Genomic DNA, 16,283 nt, shown 5'->3' with positions numbered 1-16,283 from the left:
CCAGGGATCATGTCAATCGCGTAGGCCCGGGAGCAGCGGCGCGACAACTGTCGTGCGACGGCGGTTGCCGAAGTCTCGGTGAACCTTGCAGGTTCGACTCGTGTTGACATTTGGCGGGCGTCGGCCGAAACGGCAGATCAGCGCGCAAGACGCGCGCTCATGCCGATGAGCGGACGTCGCTGTTGCGGGAGCCGCTAGGGGTGCTCCAGCGCCCAGGCGCAGATGGCGGACAACGGCTCCCGCAGGGTTTGGCCGAGTATGGTCAGGGCGTACTCGACATGCTGTGGGGCGGTGTCCTTGAGCACCCGTCGTTCGACCAGCCCGTCACTTTCCATGCCCCGCAGGGTCTCGGTCAGTACCTTTTGGGTGATACCAGGTAGCCTGCGGCGCAGCTCGGCGTGCCGCTGCGGTCCGGCGAGCAGCGCGTAGATCAGCAGGACTCGCCACTTGGCGGCCAGTCGCTCCAGCGCCTGCCGGGTCGCGCAGCTCTCTTCCAGGACGTCGGGTATCACCAGTGCCATGGGGTCTCCCGTGTGGAGGGGCACCTCAAAGTGCCTTCTGGCCGGTTCAAGATCAGGGCGCCTAGTGTTTCGGCCATGACAGAGTTTAAGGTCCACACGTACACGGCGGCAGAGCCTGGGATCTTCGTCAACAGCTACCTGCTGGAGACGGCGGACGGCGTGGTGCTTGTCGATGCCGGACTGCTGGTGTCCGACGCGCGGGCGCTGGCTGCGCGGCTCGTGGCGTTGCGTAAGCCACTGGTGGCGGCGTTCGTGACGCATGCCCACCCGGATCACTTCAACGGGCTGCCGTACGTGGTGGGCGACGACGTGCCGGTCTATGCGACAGCACTGGTCGCCAAGACGATCGAGCAGACCGCGGTCGCCAAGCGGGAGCAGTGGCAGCCCACCTACGGCGAGGAATGGCCGGACCGGTTCCGGGTGCCGGACCGCCCGCTGGACGGTGGCGGCACCCTGGACGTCGCCGGGCTGCGGATCCACGTGCATGACCTCGGAGCCGCCGAAAGTCACGCCGACTCCTACCTCCTCGTCGAGGCCGGCGAGAAGCGGAATGCCTTCATCGGTGACCTGGCCTTCGACGGCGTGCACTCCTATACGGCAGATGGGCATTCGGGTGCGTGGCTGAGTGCGCTCGATCGGCTGGTGGACGAGTTGGCCGGGGTGCCGCTCTATCCCGGCCACGGCGCGCCCGGCGACACTGGCCTGCTGATCCGGCAGCGGCAGTACCTGCTCACGTACCGACAGGCAGTGGGGCGTTTGGCGGCCGGTGCGTCGAGTCTGAGCGAAGCGCAGAAGCTGGAGCTGACGCAGACCCTGACCCGTTTCCTACCGGGGGCGCCCCTGAACTGGCTGGTCGGCCTGGGTGCGGACGCCGTTGCCGCCGAGCTCGCGGCCTCATCACCAATCGACGCAGGGGAGGGCTCATGACCACTGTCAAAGCCGAGCGCATCTCCTTCGGCAGCGAAGGCATCGAGCTGGTAGGCGAGCTCCGGGTTCCAGACGCGGACGACCCGCTACCCGCCATCGCGCTCACCGGCCCCTTCACCGGGGTGAAAGAGCAAGTCCTCGGTACCTACGCCGAGCTCCTCGCTCAGGCTGGGCTCGTGACGCTCGCCTTCGACCACCGGGGCTTCGGGGAAAGCGGCGGACGCCGCCAACATGAGGACAGTCAGGGAAAACTGGCCGACCTGAGGGCCGCAGTCGGCGTGCTGGCCGGCCGACCCGAGGTGAATCGGGCCCAGATCGGAGTGGTCGGCGTCTGCCTCGGCGGCGGCTACGCGGTACGGGCCGCGGCCACGGACTCCCGGGTGAAGGCGGTGGCAGGAATCGCGGGCGCCTACAACAGCCCGGCTCGGATCGCCCAGACCATGGGCATCGACGCCTACCGTTGCGCAATCAGCGGCTTCCTGGACCGGTACGACGAGTACGTACCCGCCGTGGCGCCTGACGGCGGCGAGGCCGCGATGACAGGCGATGAGCCGTACGCCTACTACGGCACCGCCCGGTCCGCCTCCCCCTTCTGGCGCAACGAGGTCACCAGAGGATCGCTCCACACCCTGATGACCTTCGACGCCCTTGGCGCGGCGGACTTCCTGGCCGCCACCCCGTTACTGATCGTCCACGGAAAGACCGACGCCTACTGCTCGCCGACGCTGGCTCGGGAGCTCTACGAACGCAAGCCCGGCGACAAAGAGATCCTCTGGCTGGACGCCGATCAGCACGTCGACCTCTATGACGTCGAACCGCACGTGACCCAAGCCGCCCAGGCAACCGCCGACTTTCTCCACCGCTACCTCAGGCCATGACAGCCGGGAAGATGAGCGCCCCGCGGGCCTGCTGGGCTGCCTAGGAACCTGTCGGTTGGTCGCAACTGGCCTGGTGAGCATTGCGTCGAACGCGTCCCTCATGCCGCAAGTCGCGCAGGACGCCGAGGTCAACGTGGTTGATCCTTTGAGAATCGCCAACTCTGATGAGAGGCAGTTGGCCCAAACAGGACAAGCCGGTCGGCATCTGTCCCCTTGTCCGAGAATCGGCCAGGTGAACTGAAGGATCGATTGGCCGCAGGGGTCAGGCGTCGAAGCGGCGGCGGGAAGCCTCGAGGTGACCGATGTAACGGCGGGTCCAGCCGCACATGCTGTCGACCGTTGCCCGTAGGGCCTGACCCGGCTCGGTGAGGGTGTATTCGACCCGCGGCGGGACGGTGGGATGCACGGTGCGCTCGACCAGGCCGTTGCGTTCCAGCATGCGCAGGTTCAGAGTGAGCATCTTGTGGCTGATGCCCTCGATCTCGTTTCGCAGCTCGCTGAAGCGCAGGGTGCGATCAGCGAGACCCTCGACGATCAGGAACGCCCACTTGTTGGCGACGTCCGAGAAGATCTCCCGCGCCAAAGAGTCCGCGCGCGCTATGTCTGCATCCTCGGGTGAGCCCGTGAACTGCTTGGTCACCATAAGGTGCTCCAGTCACTGAAAAGTGCGTTCTTCCATGTCAGGATTCACTCTCCTATGGTTTCTGAGTAACCACAAGAGAGCATGAGCGTCTTGGCTGGCGCGGACGCGAGCCCACAGGCGCTCAGAACGAGGAGACAGGCATCATGGCCATCACCTTTGTCAACCCCAGCGGATTGCCCAAGATCGATGTCTACCGGCAGGTGTCGATCGCATCCGGGTCGAAGCTGATCTTCATCGCCGGGCAGGTCGCCTGGGACGCCCAGGGAGTCACGATCGGTGAAGGCGACCTCGCCGCACAGGTCGAGCAGAGTTACCTCAACATCGGCACCGCCCTGGCCGAGGTCGGCGGCTCCTTCGACGATGTGGCGAAACTGACCTTCTACGTCGTCGACTGGACGCCCGACAAGATGCCCCCGCTCCTGGAAGGCATCTCCCGGGCAGCCGCGAAGCTGGGGGTCGCCCCGGTCCCGCCGGCCACGCTGATAGGCGTTGCGGCACTGGACGTCCCCGACCATCTAGTCGAGATCGAGGCCACCGCGATCCTCGGCTGAACCGATGTTCTTCGCCTACTGAGCACCGAAGCGGCCAACTGCAGCGCTCAGTGAGGCATTCCGCGTAACCGAAGATCACGGATGGTGATCGCCGCCAGGTGCTGGGAGAGCAGGCCGCCCGCCGCAGATGGCACCGAGGCGTACGGATGTGCCGCTTTCCGCGCGACTCTGCCGATGAGCGAGCACTCAGCAGTTTCGTGCCTGCTCTGGCCTCAGGGAATCCGGTCGCTGGTTCCTTGACGTCCTGTCGGTCCCCTGCTGGCCCGTGGTACGGGACGAGGAGTGCAGGTCGGTGTGTTCAGGACGTCACGCAGGTCGAGTGGGGCGGGTGGTGGAAGGGGCTCGGCCTGTTCGGCGCGGAAGGCGCTGAGCATGTAGGCGACGAGTCGTCGAGACGCGGCCAGGGCCGCTTCGGTGGATTCGGTGATGATGCCGCCGTTGGCCATGAGCAGTAGGGCGAGGTCGTCCTGCGCGAAGTCGGCGCGCAGCCGCCCGGTCGCCTTGGCGCGTCGCGTCAGCTCGGCGAAGCCCTGTATGGCGCGGTAACGTTCCTGTTCGACGTCGACCGCATCGGGGAACGCTGCGATGAAGGCCGTGCTGAAGCCACGGTCGGCGGCCTGCATGGTGCACACCTTCTCGATGGCCGTGCAGAACCCGCGCCACGGGTCCGGATCGGCCAGTGCGTCGTCGACGACCGACACGCATGCCTTGAACTGATCCGCGAACACCTCGGTGACCAGCGATGCCTTCGTGGGGAAACGGCGGTAGAGCGTCGCGACCCCCACGTGGGAATGCCGGGCGATCGCGGCCATCGGCACGTCGAGTCCGTGGTCTGCGAACAGTTCGCGGGCGACCTCCACGATGCGGTCGCGGTTCTGTCGCGCGTCGGCGCGCAACCCTGCGGCCGCGCCGGGGCCGGTCGGCATACGAGACGTCTCAGCGCTCATGGTTCTCACTTTAGGTCAACCGGACGAGGCTCTCCACTTATGGTGTTACGTTGGCCGGCAAGAGATGCCCGTCGTGATGGAGGTACTGTGCGATACCAGGGGCCGCTTCCGAAGCGAGCGATCGGCCGTTTCAACTCCTGTGTCCTGACGTTGCGCTCCTCTCCTCGATGGGGCCGACTGATCAGCAGACGCCTCACGGTCGTCACCTACGTGGGGCGCCGCTCGGGACGCACCTTCAGCACACCCGTCGCCTTCCGGCGCGCGGCCGGCACCGTCACGATCGGCGTTCAGTTCCCCGACGCCAAGCTGTGGTGGCGCAACTTCTTGGCCGAGGGCGGTCCGATATCGCTGCAGCTGGATGGGATCGACCGCACCGGGCATGCGGTCGCCAGACGTGACGAAGCGGGTCAGGTCACCGTCACCGTCCGGCTGGACGGCTGATAAGCCATACGCGCTGCCGAACAGGTAGAACGTGGGTGTCGTGCTCGCGGCCGGGTCGGGCAAGCCCGTGAGCGTGCTCTTCGCCGGCGACTTCGACCCGACCGGCCGCGCCGTGCCCCGCTCCGTAGTGGACCCAATCGCGCGCTACAGCGACGGCAATGGGCTCGACCTGGACTTCCAGCAGATCGCCGTCACCGCCGCCGACGTCCGCTCCGGCCAGTTCACCACCCGCGACGTCAACATCCGCGACGTCAACTACAAGCGCTACCGCGAGGAGTGGCTGACACGAGGGCCTCGACCCCGCATGCTCCGCGCAGGGAGCATGCAGCTCCCGCTCGCTCACTTCGGTGGAGGGCGGGGCTGCGGGCACTGATCAGCCGAAGCGCAGCGGTAGCATATCCGGGCCCTGGATACCGATGGGGCCTTGCCAGGTGATCGGCCCCACGACGGAGGGCGGGCCCAGCCGGGCGGCGAGGATGGGGAGCGCCTCCCCGATCTCGACGCGGGCGAGAGCGGAGCCCAGGCAGTGGTGCGGGCCCGCGCCGAACTGCAGCGGGGGATTGTCCCTGACGGCCGTGATGTCGAATTGATCGGCGTTCTTGTACGCGCGCGGGTCGCGCTGGGCGACGTTCACGCACATCGTGAGGAACGTGCCTTGCGCGATGTGAAGTCCCTCGTAGTCGAAGTCCTCGGCGGCGAAGCGGTAGATGGTGCCCGCCGAGGGAAGCCAGCGCATCACCTCTTCGACGGCTTGGGCAGCCAGCTCCGGCCGCTGCCCCAGCAGGGTCCACTGGCCGGGGTGCTCGGAGAAGACGACCATGGCGTTGGCGAGCTGGTGCCGGGTGTTGTCCTGGGCGCCGAACACGAGCGTGACCAGGAGGTTGCGCAGCTCGTCCTTGCTGACGCGGCTGTCGTCGGCCTGATGGGCCGCGACCAGGGCGGAGCTGAGGTCGTCGGTGGGCCTGGCCGACTTCTCCTCGATGAGGAAGTCGGCGTAGCCGTTGAGGCCGCGTACGGCGGCTTCCACCCTGGTGGCGATATCGCCCCCGGCCGCGAGGCTGAAGACCAGGCCGATGTCCCTGGTCCAGGTGCCGAAGACGTCGTAGTCCTCGGGCGGCACGCCGAGCAGCCGGCACATGACCGCCAGCGGCAGCCGGGTGCTGAAGTCCTCGACGAACTCGCACTCCTCGGCCGATGCCAGGCCCTCGGTCAGCTGCTCGACCTGCGCCCGGATGAACGGCCGCAGACTCTCCACCGTGCGCGCGGTGAACGCCTTGCTCGTCAGGCGGCGCAGGCGGCGGTGATCCTCTCCGTCGTGGTTGACGATCATCGGGACGAACCACTCGTAAATCGGACCGTCGAAGATCCCGTTCATCTCCAGGAACCGCTTGCCGTTGTGGTCCAGCCTCCGGTCGCGTAAGAGGTCGTTGGCCTGCGCGTATCGCAGCACGAGCAGGCCCATGGGGCTTGTCGCGTACCAGCTTTCCGCTTGGGCCGCGAAGACCTCGGGGGCGCCGAAGTCGAAAGCCGGATCCAGAACATCGAGGAATGGCACGTTCTGGGGAGTGGGTTCCTGGTCCACGGATAGCGACACGTCATCCTCCCTGCGATGATGGGCGTACTGTTCTCACTCTCCCGGCATCGCAGCGAAAATAAAGTAACGCGCTACGCACTCTTTTGAGTTGTGGCCATGCGAATACGACTCGGCGGTTGGCGGGGCTCGCTGGAGCCGGGGAGCCAAAGGAGGGAGCCAACACCTCAGATCAGGCGCGACTCTGGTGGGATGCGTGAGTGCTTCAGCCGCGGAACAACGCCGCATGAGCGAGTAAATCTTCGCTAGTAAAGAGAGCGGCGGGTAGAAAAGCCGGTCAGGCTGCTGGGCGGCTGTGTTCCCAGGCGGTGGTGAAGAGCAGTGATGCGTAGTCGTACATCAGCCCTGGCCGGTGCGCCAGAAGGCATGGGGAATTGCGGCCATGCTCGGCCTGCCGGTAGATGGTCAGGTAAGCGACGTTGTCGGTGATGACGACACGGTGGAGGTTGGGCAGGTCGTAGAAGCGCAACGAGACGCTGTCATGTTGCCGTGCCACTTCGCGCACGTAATCGGCGTTGACACGTACCTGCTCGGTGAGCAGCCCAAGGGACAAGCCCAGGTCGATGCGGCGCATCTCCGCTTCCCGCCTGGCAAGCCAGGATTCGGGGCCGAGTTCGGCGTCGGGCAGGAGAACCTGGACGAATTCCAGCCCCTTGCCCGCGGCCTGCCAGACGGTGGTGAAGCCGTCGCGGGTCAGCTCGTTGCCGCGTCCGGCCAGAACGCGTACCCACCGCGCCCGTTTGAGCTCCTCGGCCAGGTCTTGATTGGCGATGTTCTGGCGCGGAAAGACGCGGTGAACCCCGAATCCGGTCAGCCGGGACAGGAGCGCTACCGGCCACTGGCGGGAACGGATGGAGAAGGTCCAGCCTCCGCCACCGTGATCGCGGTGGCCAGAAGCGAGCTCACCACGCCGAGAACGAACGCGTCCATACCCGATCTCCTCCAAGGAATCTCATGAGCTCCCGATCGGGAGATAGGGGAGCAGGCTGCGCAGGACCGTTGCCGCGTGCCGTGCGGCGACGTCGTGACAGGTGTCGTTCTTACCGTCGTCGGCGTCATCAGAGATGCCACGGACCACCACCCAGCCGCGTACGGCCTGCGGCCCATCCTGCTCGTGGAAGGCCTGGGTGAGACCGCCGGCTTCCATCTCGACCGCCAGCACCTTGTCGTTGTATGCCTTCAGATAGCGGATGATCTCCGACTTCGCGTCGGCGATCACCGCCTCCCCTGATCCGATCGGCCCGGTGTGGGTGAGGAAGTCCCCTTCGTCGTTTGCGGCTTGGAGGGTGGCCGGCTCGCCGTGATCGTTGAAGAACGCGTTCACGGCATGGCCCACGGCAGATGGCGCCTCCCGTTCCTCGCCTCTGCGCCGGGTACCCTCCGGGGTCTCCTTGCGCAGGTCGTAGTAGACGACGCGGGTGGCCACGACAACATCACCGATCTTGGTGCTTGCGTGGATGCCCCCACCGATGCGCTCGGGAGGTCGTCCTGCCGTAGCGCGACGCGCACCATCGCGTACAGCCCCTCCACCTCGCCGGCCGGTTCGCCAGCCGCCCGGGCCCGCCTGACTTCGACCTCCGCAAGGTGCATGACCTCGGCACTGTCACCACGCCGGAAAGCGGCGCGCAGGCCGTCCTCGGAACTCATACGGTTCTCCTTCACAACTGGTCCGGTCATCATCTTGCAGCGTCCGAGTGACTACTTGGTGAGCCGGCTGATCGGCCGAGCGGGAAATCGGTGACTCGCGCGGAGAACGAATCCACGATGTCTTCACTTCCGTTCAACCAGGCCTGCGTAATTTCACCTGCGAATGGTCAGTCAACCTGTGCACGAGAGGTCGCCCGATGAAGAGGTCTGTGGTTTTCATCCATGGCTTGTGGATTCATTCCCTGTCCTGGCAGCCGTGGCAGGATCTCTTCGAGAAGCAGGGCTATCAGACACTCGCGCCGGGCTGGCCGGGGGACGCGGAATCCGTGGCGGAGACCCGGACCATGGCCGAGCGGATGGCTGGCGTCGGCGTGGACGCGGTCACAGAATCGTACGCGAAGATCATCGCAGGGCTGGCCGAGCCGCCGATTCTCGTGGGTCACTCCTTCGGTGGGCTGATCGCCCAGAAACTGCTCGGCAGGGGACTGGCCGCGGCGGCCGTGGCGATCTCACCCGCGCCCATCAAGGGAGTCCGCGCTCTTCCCCTGAGCCTTCTGCGTTCGAGTTTCCCAGTGCTGTCGCGCCCCGGGAACAAGCGCCGGGCCGTCGCGCTCCCGGCCGGCATCAACTCCCGACACACGACCCACACCTCAGGCCCGGCCAGAACCATCCGACGGCCCATCATGGCCCGAGTCTGAATCCCCGATCCCAGTCTGAAAAGGCCATCAAGATCTTCAGGACGCTCCTAGGGTCAGCAGACCGCTCCCGCGTCCACCACAGTGAACGGAACAGTGGACTGCTTCGGCACCGGCTCGCCGCGAATCTGCATGAGGAGAAGCTCGACGGCCCGCCTGCCCATCTCCCGCTGGTCCTGCCGGACGTGCAGGAACGCTGACCCGGTGACCGGGTCGGGCGGCGAGTCGAAGCAGGCGATCAGGTACTTGTCGCGCGCGCCGAGGACGTCCGTGGCCTTGGCCAGGACCCGGGCGAGGTTGTACTCGCAGGCGACGAGCGCGGTGATGTCCGGCCTCGCGCGCAGGAACGCGACGGCGCGCTGGACATCGGCTTCGACGCTGTCGGGAGTGAAGGCGTCGGGCAGGGTGCTGCGCATGTCCGTCAGGAAGTGCCTGCTGCCGTACGCCGGGTCGCGGTCTGCGAAGGTGGCACGGAAGCCTTCGAGCCTGGCCTCGATGCTGGAGGTGTTGTCCGGCGGCGGCGACACGAAGGCGAGGTGGCGATGGCCGCGCTCCATGACGTGTTCGGTCAGCGCCTTGGCGGCGGCCGCGTTGTCGGTGTGCACGGCGCAGCCGGCGATTCCGGACAGGTAGCGGTCGATCAGCACCACGGCGTGGCCGTCGAGGATCACGCGGAGCAGGCTCGCGTTGTAGTACTCGCCGTGGACGGGGAAGACCAGGAGCCCTTCCACGAGGCCTGATGTGACCAGAGACTCGATCGCCTTCTCCTCATCGTCCTGGTGTCCGCGCGTACGCCGGATCAGGAGGCTGATGTCATGGAGGGCGCACTGCTCCTCGATCGCGTAGAAGAGTTCGAGCCCGTAGACCTCGGAGAGATCTGGGATGACCAGCCCGATCGCCGAGGCCGAGCCGCCGCGGGGCCGGGGTCGGACGGGTGACGGCGTGGGCGAGTCGGCCGCGAGCCGGTCGAGGTCGGGGAGCTCGCGCGCGACGAAGGAGCCCTTGCCGCGGATCCGTTCCACCACACCGGCCTGCCGGAGGACCTCCAGTGCCTTCTTCGACGTGATGCGGCTGACGTCGAAGAGCTTGGCCAGCTCCATCTCCGACGGCACCCGGGCACCAGGGTCGAGCGCCCCGCGCTTGATCTCGGTCAGGAGGTAGTTGCAGATCCGCTCGTACAGCAGCGGAGCGTCGGCGGTCAACGGGCCTCGATCCCTTGGTTGGCAACTTGGTATATGCCTGATATTACAAGCATGCCAGGCGTGGCGTCAGGTTCTCCCGCCTCGTTATCGAGCTGAGACTTAGATCATGTTGACCTATATCAAGTTATGTCTTTATTTTTCAGACAGGTTACAACGCATGCCAAGTTGCGTAACGGAGAAGGACGTGGCTGTGCATTCCAGGCTTACTTGCGACACGCCGCCGTGACGGCCGTGCGGCTCGGCCGCGAGCAGGCACGGGCGGGCGCGCTGTTCGTCGCTCCCGCGATGGTGCTGTTCGCGGTGTTCATGGTGCTGCCGGTGCTGGGCGCGTTCTTCCTGAGCTTCACCGACTACGACATCCTCACCCCGCCCGAGTGGACCGGGCTCGGCAATTACGCCCGATTGCTCGACGACGTGGTCTTCATGACCGCGATGAAGAACATCCTGCTGTATTGCCTGATGTTCGTGCCGGCGATGATCGTGTTGTCGCTGCTGCTCGCGCTCGCGCTCAACCTCCGGCTCCCCGGGATGGTGATCTACAAGACGGTCTTCTTCGTCCCCGTGGTCACCTCGCCGGTCGCGGCGGCGACCGTGTGGGGGTTCATGCTCAACGGCCACTACGGGCCGGTCAACGAGTTGCTGCGGCTGATCGGGATCGAGGGGCCCGCCTGGCTCGGGGACAGCGACACCGCGATGGCCTCGATCGTGCTTGTCACGCTCTGGCAGGGCGTCGGCTGGAACATGCTCATCTACCTGGCAGGGCTGCAGGGCATCCCCGCCTACCTGTACGAGGCGGCCGCGATCGACGGGGCGGGCCGATGGCAGGCCTTCCGGCGGATCACCTGGCCCTCCCTGCGGACCACCACGTTCTTCGTCACCACGCTCTCGCTGATCGGCGCGTTCCAGCTGTTCGACCAGGCGTACGTGATGACCAAGGGCGGCCCTGCCCAGTCGACGCTGACGCCCGTCTACCAGATCTATGAGACCGGCTTCAACCGGCTGCAGATGGGATACGCCTCGGCGCAGGCGTTCAGCCTCTTCCTGGTCATCGTCGCGGTGACCGTGATCAACATGCGGGTGAACAGGGAGGAGAACAGCCGATGATCGCTTTGGTCAGGCGCTCCGCCCTCTACGGCGTCCTCACGTTGTTCGGCGTGGTGATGTTGCTTCCGTTCCTGTGGTCGTTGTCGACGTCGCTGAAACCGGACGACGAGATCGTCTCCATCCCGATCCAGTGGATTCCCAGCCACCCCACTTTGGAGCACTACCAGTACGCCTTCACCTCGGTGCCCTTCGGGCGCTACATCGCCAACTCCATGGCGTTCGCCCTGATCGGGGTCGCCACCAACGTTCTGCTCGGGGCCCTGGCCGGGTACGCGTTCGCCAGGCTCCCCTTCAGGGGCAACCGCATGCTGTTCCGGCTCCTGCTCGCCTCGATGATGGTGCCGCCGGTGGTGACCCTGGTGCCGTCCTTCCTCATCGTCCGCTCGATGCCGCTGACCGGCGGGAACGACCTGTTCGGCCAGGGCGGGACCGGCCTGCTCAACATGTACTGGGCGGTGATCCTGCCCGGTGCCGTGGGCGCGTTCGCTGTGTTCCTGATGCGGCAGTTCTTTCTCGACCTGCCCAGGGAACTGGGCGAGGCGGCCAGGGTGGACGGCTGCCCGGAGTTCCGCATCTTCTGGAACATCTACCTCCCGCTCTGCAAACCGGCGCTCGCCACGCTGGCCGTGTTCACCTTCCTCGCTGGCTGGAACGCCTTCCTCTGGCCGCTGATCGTCCTCAACGACCCGCAGATGAGCACCGTCCAGATGGGCCTCGCGGCCTTCTCCTACAACAAGAGCACCGACTACGGGCCGCTCATGGCCGGCTCGATCGTCGCCATGCTCCCCACAGTGCTGCTGTACGTCTTCGCGCAGCGCTACCTCACTCGGGGGATCGCCTTCACCGGGACCCGCTGAATTTACGAAACGGAGTAACCGCCCATGAGACCCGCACCCCCCAGGCGGTTGATCATTACGGCAGTCGCCGCACTCGCCGTGGTCCTCTCCAGTTGCTCGACCGGATCCACTCCGTCAGGCACCACCGCGTCCGGCGGCGTGGTGAACCTCAAGTTCTGGGGCGACTGGTCGGGAGAGGGCGAGCAGCAGTTCCGGACCATGACCGACGCCTTCAACAAGGCTCATCCCGGCATCAAGGTCGAATACGTCGTTCAAAAGGACATGCTCACCAAGTTCCTCACCGCGTCGACCGCGGGCCAGGCGCCCGATGTCATGTTCTGGGATCGGTGGCGTACGGCCGGCTACGCCCCCAAGGGCGTCCTGCAGCCCGTCGACGACCTGCTGAAAAAGGACGCCATCGAGCAGAGCCGCTTCTACGGCGAGGCGCTCAAAGAGCTCACGTGGAAGGACAAGTTGTATGGCCTGCCGCTGACGGTTGACGCCCGCGCGCTGTTCTACAACAAGGCCCACTTCCGGGAAGCCGGGATCGAGCCGCCCATGACCTGGGCCGAACTGGAGCAGGCCGCGATCAAGCTGACCAAGCGCGACGGCGGCGGCAAGCTCGAACGTGCCGGGCTCTCTCTCAAGGACGCCGGGCTGTTCAGCATGTACCTGCGTCAGGCCGGCGGCGACATGGTCTCCGCCGACTGTGCGGGGACCACGTTCAACACCCCGCAGGGCCTCCAGGTCCTGGGCCTGTGGGACCGGCTCCTGAAGGCGGGGGTCTACCAGCCCGGCTTCGAGGAAGGCCTCGGCGAGGGCACGAACGCGTTCGCCACGGGCAAGGTGTCCATGACCATCACCGGTCCGTGGGACATCACCACCTTCAAGAAGTACGGCAAGAACCTCGACTTCGGCATCGTCACGCCGCCCACCGGACCCGGCGGCGCCACCGGCAGCGTCATGGGCGGCTTCGGCCTGGTCATCCCGACGGCGTCCAAGCAGAAGGACGCCGCGTGGGAGTTCGTGAAGTGGTGGACCGCCGAGAAGGACAACGCCCTGACCTGGGCCAAGACCAGCTTGAACATCCCAGGCACCGTCACGGCGACGCGGGACCCCTTCTTCACCGCCGACCCCTTCTGGAAGCCGGTCCTCGACACCCTGCAGTACGCCAAGATCCGCCCGACCTGCGCGGGCTACGCCCCGATGGAGACCGACGCGCTGATCCCCGCCCTGGAGTCGTTCCTGAACGGCAAGGCCACCGCCCAGCAGACGCTGACGAAGGCACAGGAGCAGGGCGACAGCGTCCTGACGAGCAACAACATCACCCAGTAGGTGAGGATCATGAAACCACGCATCGCGGCGGCCCTGCTGTCGCTGCTGTTACTGGTGGCCGGGCTTCAGCAACCCGCGCAGGCGGCCACCGCGGCCAACGCCGACGCCGCCATGACGGCCTACGTCAACGCGTTCTGGGACCCGGCGAAGAAGTACTTCTACGTCAACAGCGACCATCAGATCCACGCCGAACACGCCCACGGACCGGAGGGCGGCAGGTACACCGACTTCTGGTGGGAGGCCCAGCTCTGGGAGCTGGTGATGGACGCCTATCAGCGCACCGGCAGCTCCACGTACCGGCAGATGATCGATGACGTTTACACCGGGTTCGTCGCGTACTACCCGACCTTCAGCAACGACTTCAACGACGACCTCGCCTGGTGGGCACAGGCCAGCGTCAGGGCCTACGAGATAACGGGAACGACCGCCTACCTCACCACGGCGCAGAACCTCTTCAACTCGATCTGGGCCTACCAGGACGCCACCTACGGCGGCGGGATCTGGTGGCGGCGCAGCGTGCAGAACCAGAAGAACGTCGCCACCAACGCCGTCGCGGCGGCGACGGCGGCCAGGCTCTACTCGGCCACGGGGAACACCACCTACCTCACTCGCGCCCAGAGCCTGTTCTCCTGGATCAAGACCAACCTCCAGTCCGCCGGCCACGTCTACGACCATCTCGAAGGCTCTGGCTCCGGCACCCTCGTCAAGTGGGACTTCAGTTACAACTTCGGCAACTACATCAGCGCGGCCGCCGCGCTCCACACGGCGACGGGCGACAACACCTACCTCTCCGACGCGACGGGCGCGGCCGACTGGGCGACGACCTACCTCACCAACGGCGGAACCCCCCTCTACGAGGGCGTCAACGACGCCGGCGGCTTCAAGACCGTCCTCGTTCGCAGCCTCGCCCGCCTGGTCACCAGATACGGCCAGGCGCAGTACCTGCCGTACCTGCAACGCAACGCGACCCAGGCCTGGAACCACCGGCGTACCAGCGACAACCTGGTCGGCCCCGACTGGTCGGCGCCCACGGGCTCCGGATACATCCAGAGCCTGACCGCCGCTGCCGCGGTGAGCGCCCTGCAGGTCGTCCCACCGGACGGATACCCGGGCCTGCAGCCGGAGAACGGCCTCTACCAGGCAGAGAACGCCGTCGCAGGCTTCGGCGCGGAAAGCATCCACTCGGGCTTCACCGGGCGCGGCTACCTGGCCGGCTGGTCAGCGCAGGGGCAGGCGGTGACCTTCCACGTCAACGTCCCGTCGGCGGGCGCGCACAAACTCCAGCTCAGGTACGCGGGGGCGGCGGGCGACGCCGGACGCAAGATCGTGGTCAACGGCAACGTGATCGCCGCCAACCGCACGTTCCCCGGCACCGCGAGCTGGGCGACCTGGAGCACCGTCACCCTCAACGCGGTGGCACTCAACCAGGGCTACAACACGATCCGCATCGAGCTCGATCAGGCCGCGGGCAACGGCAACTACCTCAACCTCGACTCCCTCCAGGTCTTCGCGCAGTTGCAGGCCGAGGCGGGCACGCTGCACGGCCTGAACACCGAGTCCCTGCACGCCGGATACACCGGAAGCGGCTATCTCGCCGGGTGGAACGCCGACGGCCAGTGGGTGGACCTGAACGCGAACGTCAGCCGTTCGGGACGCTACGACCTCACGTTCAGGTACGCCGCCGGGGCCGGGGCGGCCTCCCGCTACATCTACGTCAACTCGGCCGGCGTCGCGGGCAACTTCGCCTTCCCCTCGACCGGCGCGTGGACGACGTGGGGCACCCAGACCCTGACCAACGTCCAGCTCCAGGCGGGCGCCAACACCATCTCGGTCATCTTCAACGGCTCCCGAGGCAGCACCAACTGGCTCAACTTCGACGAGCTGACCCTGCGCTACACCGGATCCGGGTGAGGACATGACGACCGCCGACCTCGGCGCCTGGGGCGCACGTGCCGACCTGCTGCAGCAGAGCCTCGACCGGTACTTCGGCGCCCCGGGCGGGCAACTGCTCAACAACTGGCATCCGTGCGAGCCGGGTGACAACGACGTGTTCAACTTCTGGTGGCTGGCACACGTCATGGACGTGCGGATCGACGCCTACCACCGCACCGGCGAGGAGCGGTGGCTGAAGCAGGCGCGGGTGATCTACGACAACATCCGCCGCCGCAACAGCGGCTCGTTGTTCAACGACTACTTCGACGACATGCTGTGGCTCGCCCTGGCGACCGACCGGCTGGCGGAAGCCGCCCGGGACGACGAGCTGCGGGCGCAGGCGGCGCGGATATGGGCGCACGTCTTCGAGCACGGCTGGAACGACCACGAAGGAGGCGGCATCGCCTGGCGGGCCTCACAACCCGCCTACAAGAACACTCCGGCCAACGGGCCTTTCGTGATCCTCTCGGCGCGGCTCTACCGGCGCACCGGCGACCCCGGCCACCTCGCCGCGGCCAAGCGCACGATGGGGTGGCTGGAGAAGGTCCTGGTCAGCCCGGACGGGTTCGTCCAGGACGGCATCAACCGGCTCGGTGACCACGCCGTCGACACCCAGTGGCGCTTCACCTACAACCAGGGCGTCTACATCGGTGCCTGCGTCGAGCTGGCGCGGGTCACCGGCGACACCGGCTACCTGCGCAGGGCCTCGCGTACGGCGAGCACCGCCATCACCGAGCTGACCGACGAAGGGGTCTTCGCCGGCGAGGGGGACGGCGGCGACGAAGGCCTGTTCAAAGGCATCTTCTACCGGTACGCCGCCGAGCTCGTCAGGGCCGGTGATGAGCCGCGGCTGCGGGACTTCCTGCTGGCCAGCACCACCCGGCTGTGGGAATCGTGCCTGCGGGGCGAGTCCCTGCTGGCCAACGACGACTGGCGCAGCCCTCCTCAAGGAAAGATCGCTTACTCCACCCAGCTAAGCGCGATCATGGCCACCGAGATGTGCGCGGCCATCGCGCATCGAGAGTGACGGTGC

Annotated in this window: 18 protein-coding genes; 11 read left to right on the top strand and 7 right to left on the bottom strand. The window is 66.5% G+C overall.

The genetic code is table 11. The features are described from left to right. Nucleotides 1-194: 194 nt before the first annotated feature. Nucleotides 195-521, bottom strand: a complete 327-nt coding sequence (locus EJK15_RS36405) for a winged helix-turn-helix transcriptional regulator (protein ID WP_138715026.1) — start codon at nt 519-521, stop codon at nt 195-197. Nucleotides 522-596: 75 nt separating this feature from the next. Here EJK15_RS36405 and EJK15_RS36400 point away from each other — a divergent pair, with 75 nt between their 5' ends. Then, nucleotides 597-1,448 (top strand): MBL fold metallo-hydrolase, encoded by an 852-nt coding sequence (locus tag EJK15_RS36400; protein ID WP_138715025.1) that lies wholly within the window; start codon nt 597-599, stop codon nt 1,446-1,448. Continuing rightward, nucleotides 1,445-2,326 (top strand): alpha/beta hydrolase, encoded by an 882-nt coding sequence (locus EJK15_RS36395; protein ID WP_138715024.1) that lies wholly within the window; start codon nt 1,445-1,447, stop codon nt 2,324-2,326. Before EJK15_RS36400 ends, EJK15_RS36395 begins: the two co-directional genes overlap by 4 nt. Before the next feature lie 262 nt (nt 2,327-2,588). On the opposite strand, the gene EJK15_RS36390 is transcribed toward EJK15_RS36395, so the two are convergent. Further along, nucleotides 2,589-2,969, bottom strand: a complete 381-nt coding sequence (locus tag EJK15_RS36390; RefSeq protein WP_138715023.1) for a winged helix-turn-helix transcriptional regulator — start codon at nt 2,967-2,969, stop codon at nt 2,589-2,591. Nucleotides 2,970-3,112: 143 nt separating this feature from the next. Here EJK15_RS36390 and EJK15_RS36385 point away from each other — a divergent pair, with 143 nt between their 5' ends. Continuing rightward, nucleotides 3,113-3,520 carry a RidA family protein gene (locus EJK15_RS36385; protein ID WP_138715022.1) on the top strand — a complete coding sequence of 136 codons (408 nt, stop codon included), beginning with the start codon at nt 3,113-3,115 and terminating at the stop codon, nt 3,518-3,520. Between the two features lie 212 nt (nt 3,521-3,732). Here EJK15_RS36385 and EJK15_RS36380 read toward each other — a convergent pair whose 3' ends face one another. Next, the gene (locus EJK15_RS36380; RefSeq protein ID WP_138715021.1) at nt 3,733-4,467 is read right to left on the bottom strand and encodes a TetR/AcrR family transcriptional regulator; all 735 of its coding nucleotides are present in this window, start codon (nt 4,465-4,467) and stop codon (nt 3,733-3,735) included. Nucleotides 4,468-4,554: 87 nt separating this feature from the next. On the opposite strand from EJK15_RS36380, the gene EJK15_RS36375 reads away from it, so the two are divergent. Both EJK15_RS36375 and EJK15_RS36370 read left to right on the top strand, forming a co-directional pair. Beyond that, nucleotides 4,555-4,908 (top strand): hypothetical protein, encoded by a 354-nt coding sequence (locus EJK15_RS36375; RefSeq protein WP_138715020.1) that lies wholly within the window; start codon nt 4,555-4,557, stop codon nt 4,906-4,908. A gap of 31 nt (nt 4,909-4,939) precedes the next feature. Further along, nucleotides 4,940-5,281 (top strand): hypothetical protein, encoded by a 342-nt coding sequence (locus EJK15_RS36370; protein WP_138715019.1) that lies wholly within the window; start codon nt 4,940-4,942, stop codon nt 5,279-5,281. Here EJK15_RS36370 and EJK15_RS36365 read toward each other — a convergent pair whose 3' ends face one another. The 3 genes from EJK15_RS36365 to EJK15_RS36355 form a co-directional block, all read right to left on the bottom strand. Beyond that, on the bottom strand, nt 5,282-6,502 hold the full coding sequence (locus EJK15_RS36365) for a cytochrome P450 (protein ID WP_206061310.1): 1,221 nt from the start codon (nt 6,500-6,502) through the stop codon (nt 5,282-5,284). It abuts the gene before it with no gap. A gap of 274 nt (nt 6,503-6,776) precedes the next feature. Then, entirely contained in the window at nt 6,777-7,445 is a 669-nt protein-coding gene (locus EJK15_RS36360; RefSeq protein WP_240777440.1) for a hypothetical protein, read from the bottom strand. Between the two features lie 6 nt (nt 7,446-7,451). Beyond that, nucleotides 7,452-7,958: a phosphorylase family protein gene (locus EJK15_RS36355; RefSeq protein ID WP_276615463.1), complete on the bottom strand. Its 507-nt coding sequence runs from the start codon at nt 7,956-7,958 to the stop codon at nt 7,452-7,454. A 385-nt stretch (nt 7,959-8,343) separates the two neighbouring features. Between EJK15_RS36355 and EJK15_RS36350 the strand changes: the two genes are divergently transcribed. Then, on the top strand, nt 8,344-8,844 hold the full coding sequence (locus tag EJK15_RS36350; protein WP_138715017.1) for an alpha/beta hydrolase: 501 nt from the start codon (nt 8,344-8,346) through the stop codon (nt 8,842-8,844). A 53-nt stretch (nt 8,845-8,897) separates the two neighbouring features. Here EJK15_RS36350 and EJK15_RS36345 read toward each other — a convergent pair whose 3' ends face one another. Next, nucleotides 8,898-10,043 carry a GntR family transcriptional regulator gene (locus tag EJK15_RS36345; protein WP_138715016.1) on the bottom strand — a complete coding sequence of 382 codons (1,146 nt, stop codon included), beginning with the start codon at nt 10,041-10,043 and terminating at the stop codon, nt 8,898-8,900. A gap of 207 nt (nt 10,044-10,250) precedes the next feature. Between EJK15_RS36345 and EJK15_RS36340 the strand changes: the two genes are divergently transcribed. The 5 genes from EJK15_RS36340 to EJK15_RS36320 are packed head-to-tail and all read left to right on the top strand — an operon-like array spanning nt 10,251 to nt 16,277. Continuing rightward, on the top strand, nt 10,251-11,147 hold the full coding sequence (locus tag EJK15_RS36340) for a carbohydrate ABC transporter permease (RefSeq protein WP_206061308.1): 897 nt from the start codon (nt 10,251-10,253) through the stop codon (nt 11,145-11,147). Further along, nucleotides 11,144-12,004 (top strand): carbohydrate ABC transporter permease, encoded by an 861-nt coding sequence (locus EJK15_RS36335; protein WP_138715014.1) that lies wholly within the window; start codon nt 11,144-11,146, stop codon nt 12,002-12,004. Before EJK15_RS36340 ends, EJK15_RS36335 begins: the two co-directional genes overlap by 4 nt. 24 nt (nt 12,005-12,028) lie before the next feature. Further along, nucleotides 12,029-13,318 (top strand): ABC transporter substrate-binding protein, encoded by a 1,290-nt coding sequence (locus EJK15_RS36330; RefSeq protein WP_138715013.1) that lies wholly within the window; start codon nt 12,029-12,031, stop codon nt 13,316-13,318. Nucleotides 13,319-13,327: 9 nt separating this feature from the next. Beyond that, nucleotides 13,328-15,229: a glycoside hydrolase family 76 protein gene (locus tag EJK15_RS36325; protein WP_138715012.1), complete on the top strand. Its 1,902-nt coding sequence runs from the start codon at nt 13,328-13,330 to the stop codon at nt 15,227-15,229. Between the two features lie 4 nt (nt 15,230-15,233). Then, nucleotides 15,234-16,277 (top strand): glycoside hydrolase family 76 protein, encoded by a 1,044-nt coding sequence (locus EJK15_RS36320; RefSeq protein WP_138715011.1) that lies wholly within the window; start codon nt 15,234-15,236, stop codon nt 16,275-16,277. Nucleotides 16,278-16,283 lie beyond the last annotated feature (6 nt).

Origin of the sequence: Nonomuraea basaltis (assembly GCF_005893125.1) — a bacterium.
Lineage (GTDB): Bacteria > Actinomycetota > Actinomycetes > Streptosporangiales > Streptosporangiaceae > Nonomuraea > Nonomuraea basaltis.
The sequence above is the reverse complement of the archived record's forward strand: the minus strand, read 5'-3'. Positions and strand labels throughout refer to the sequence as shown.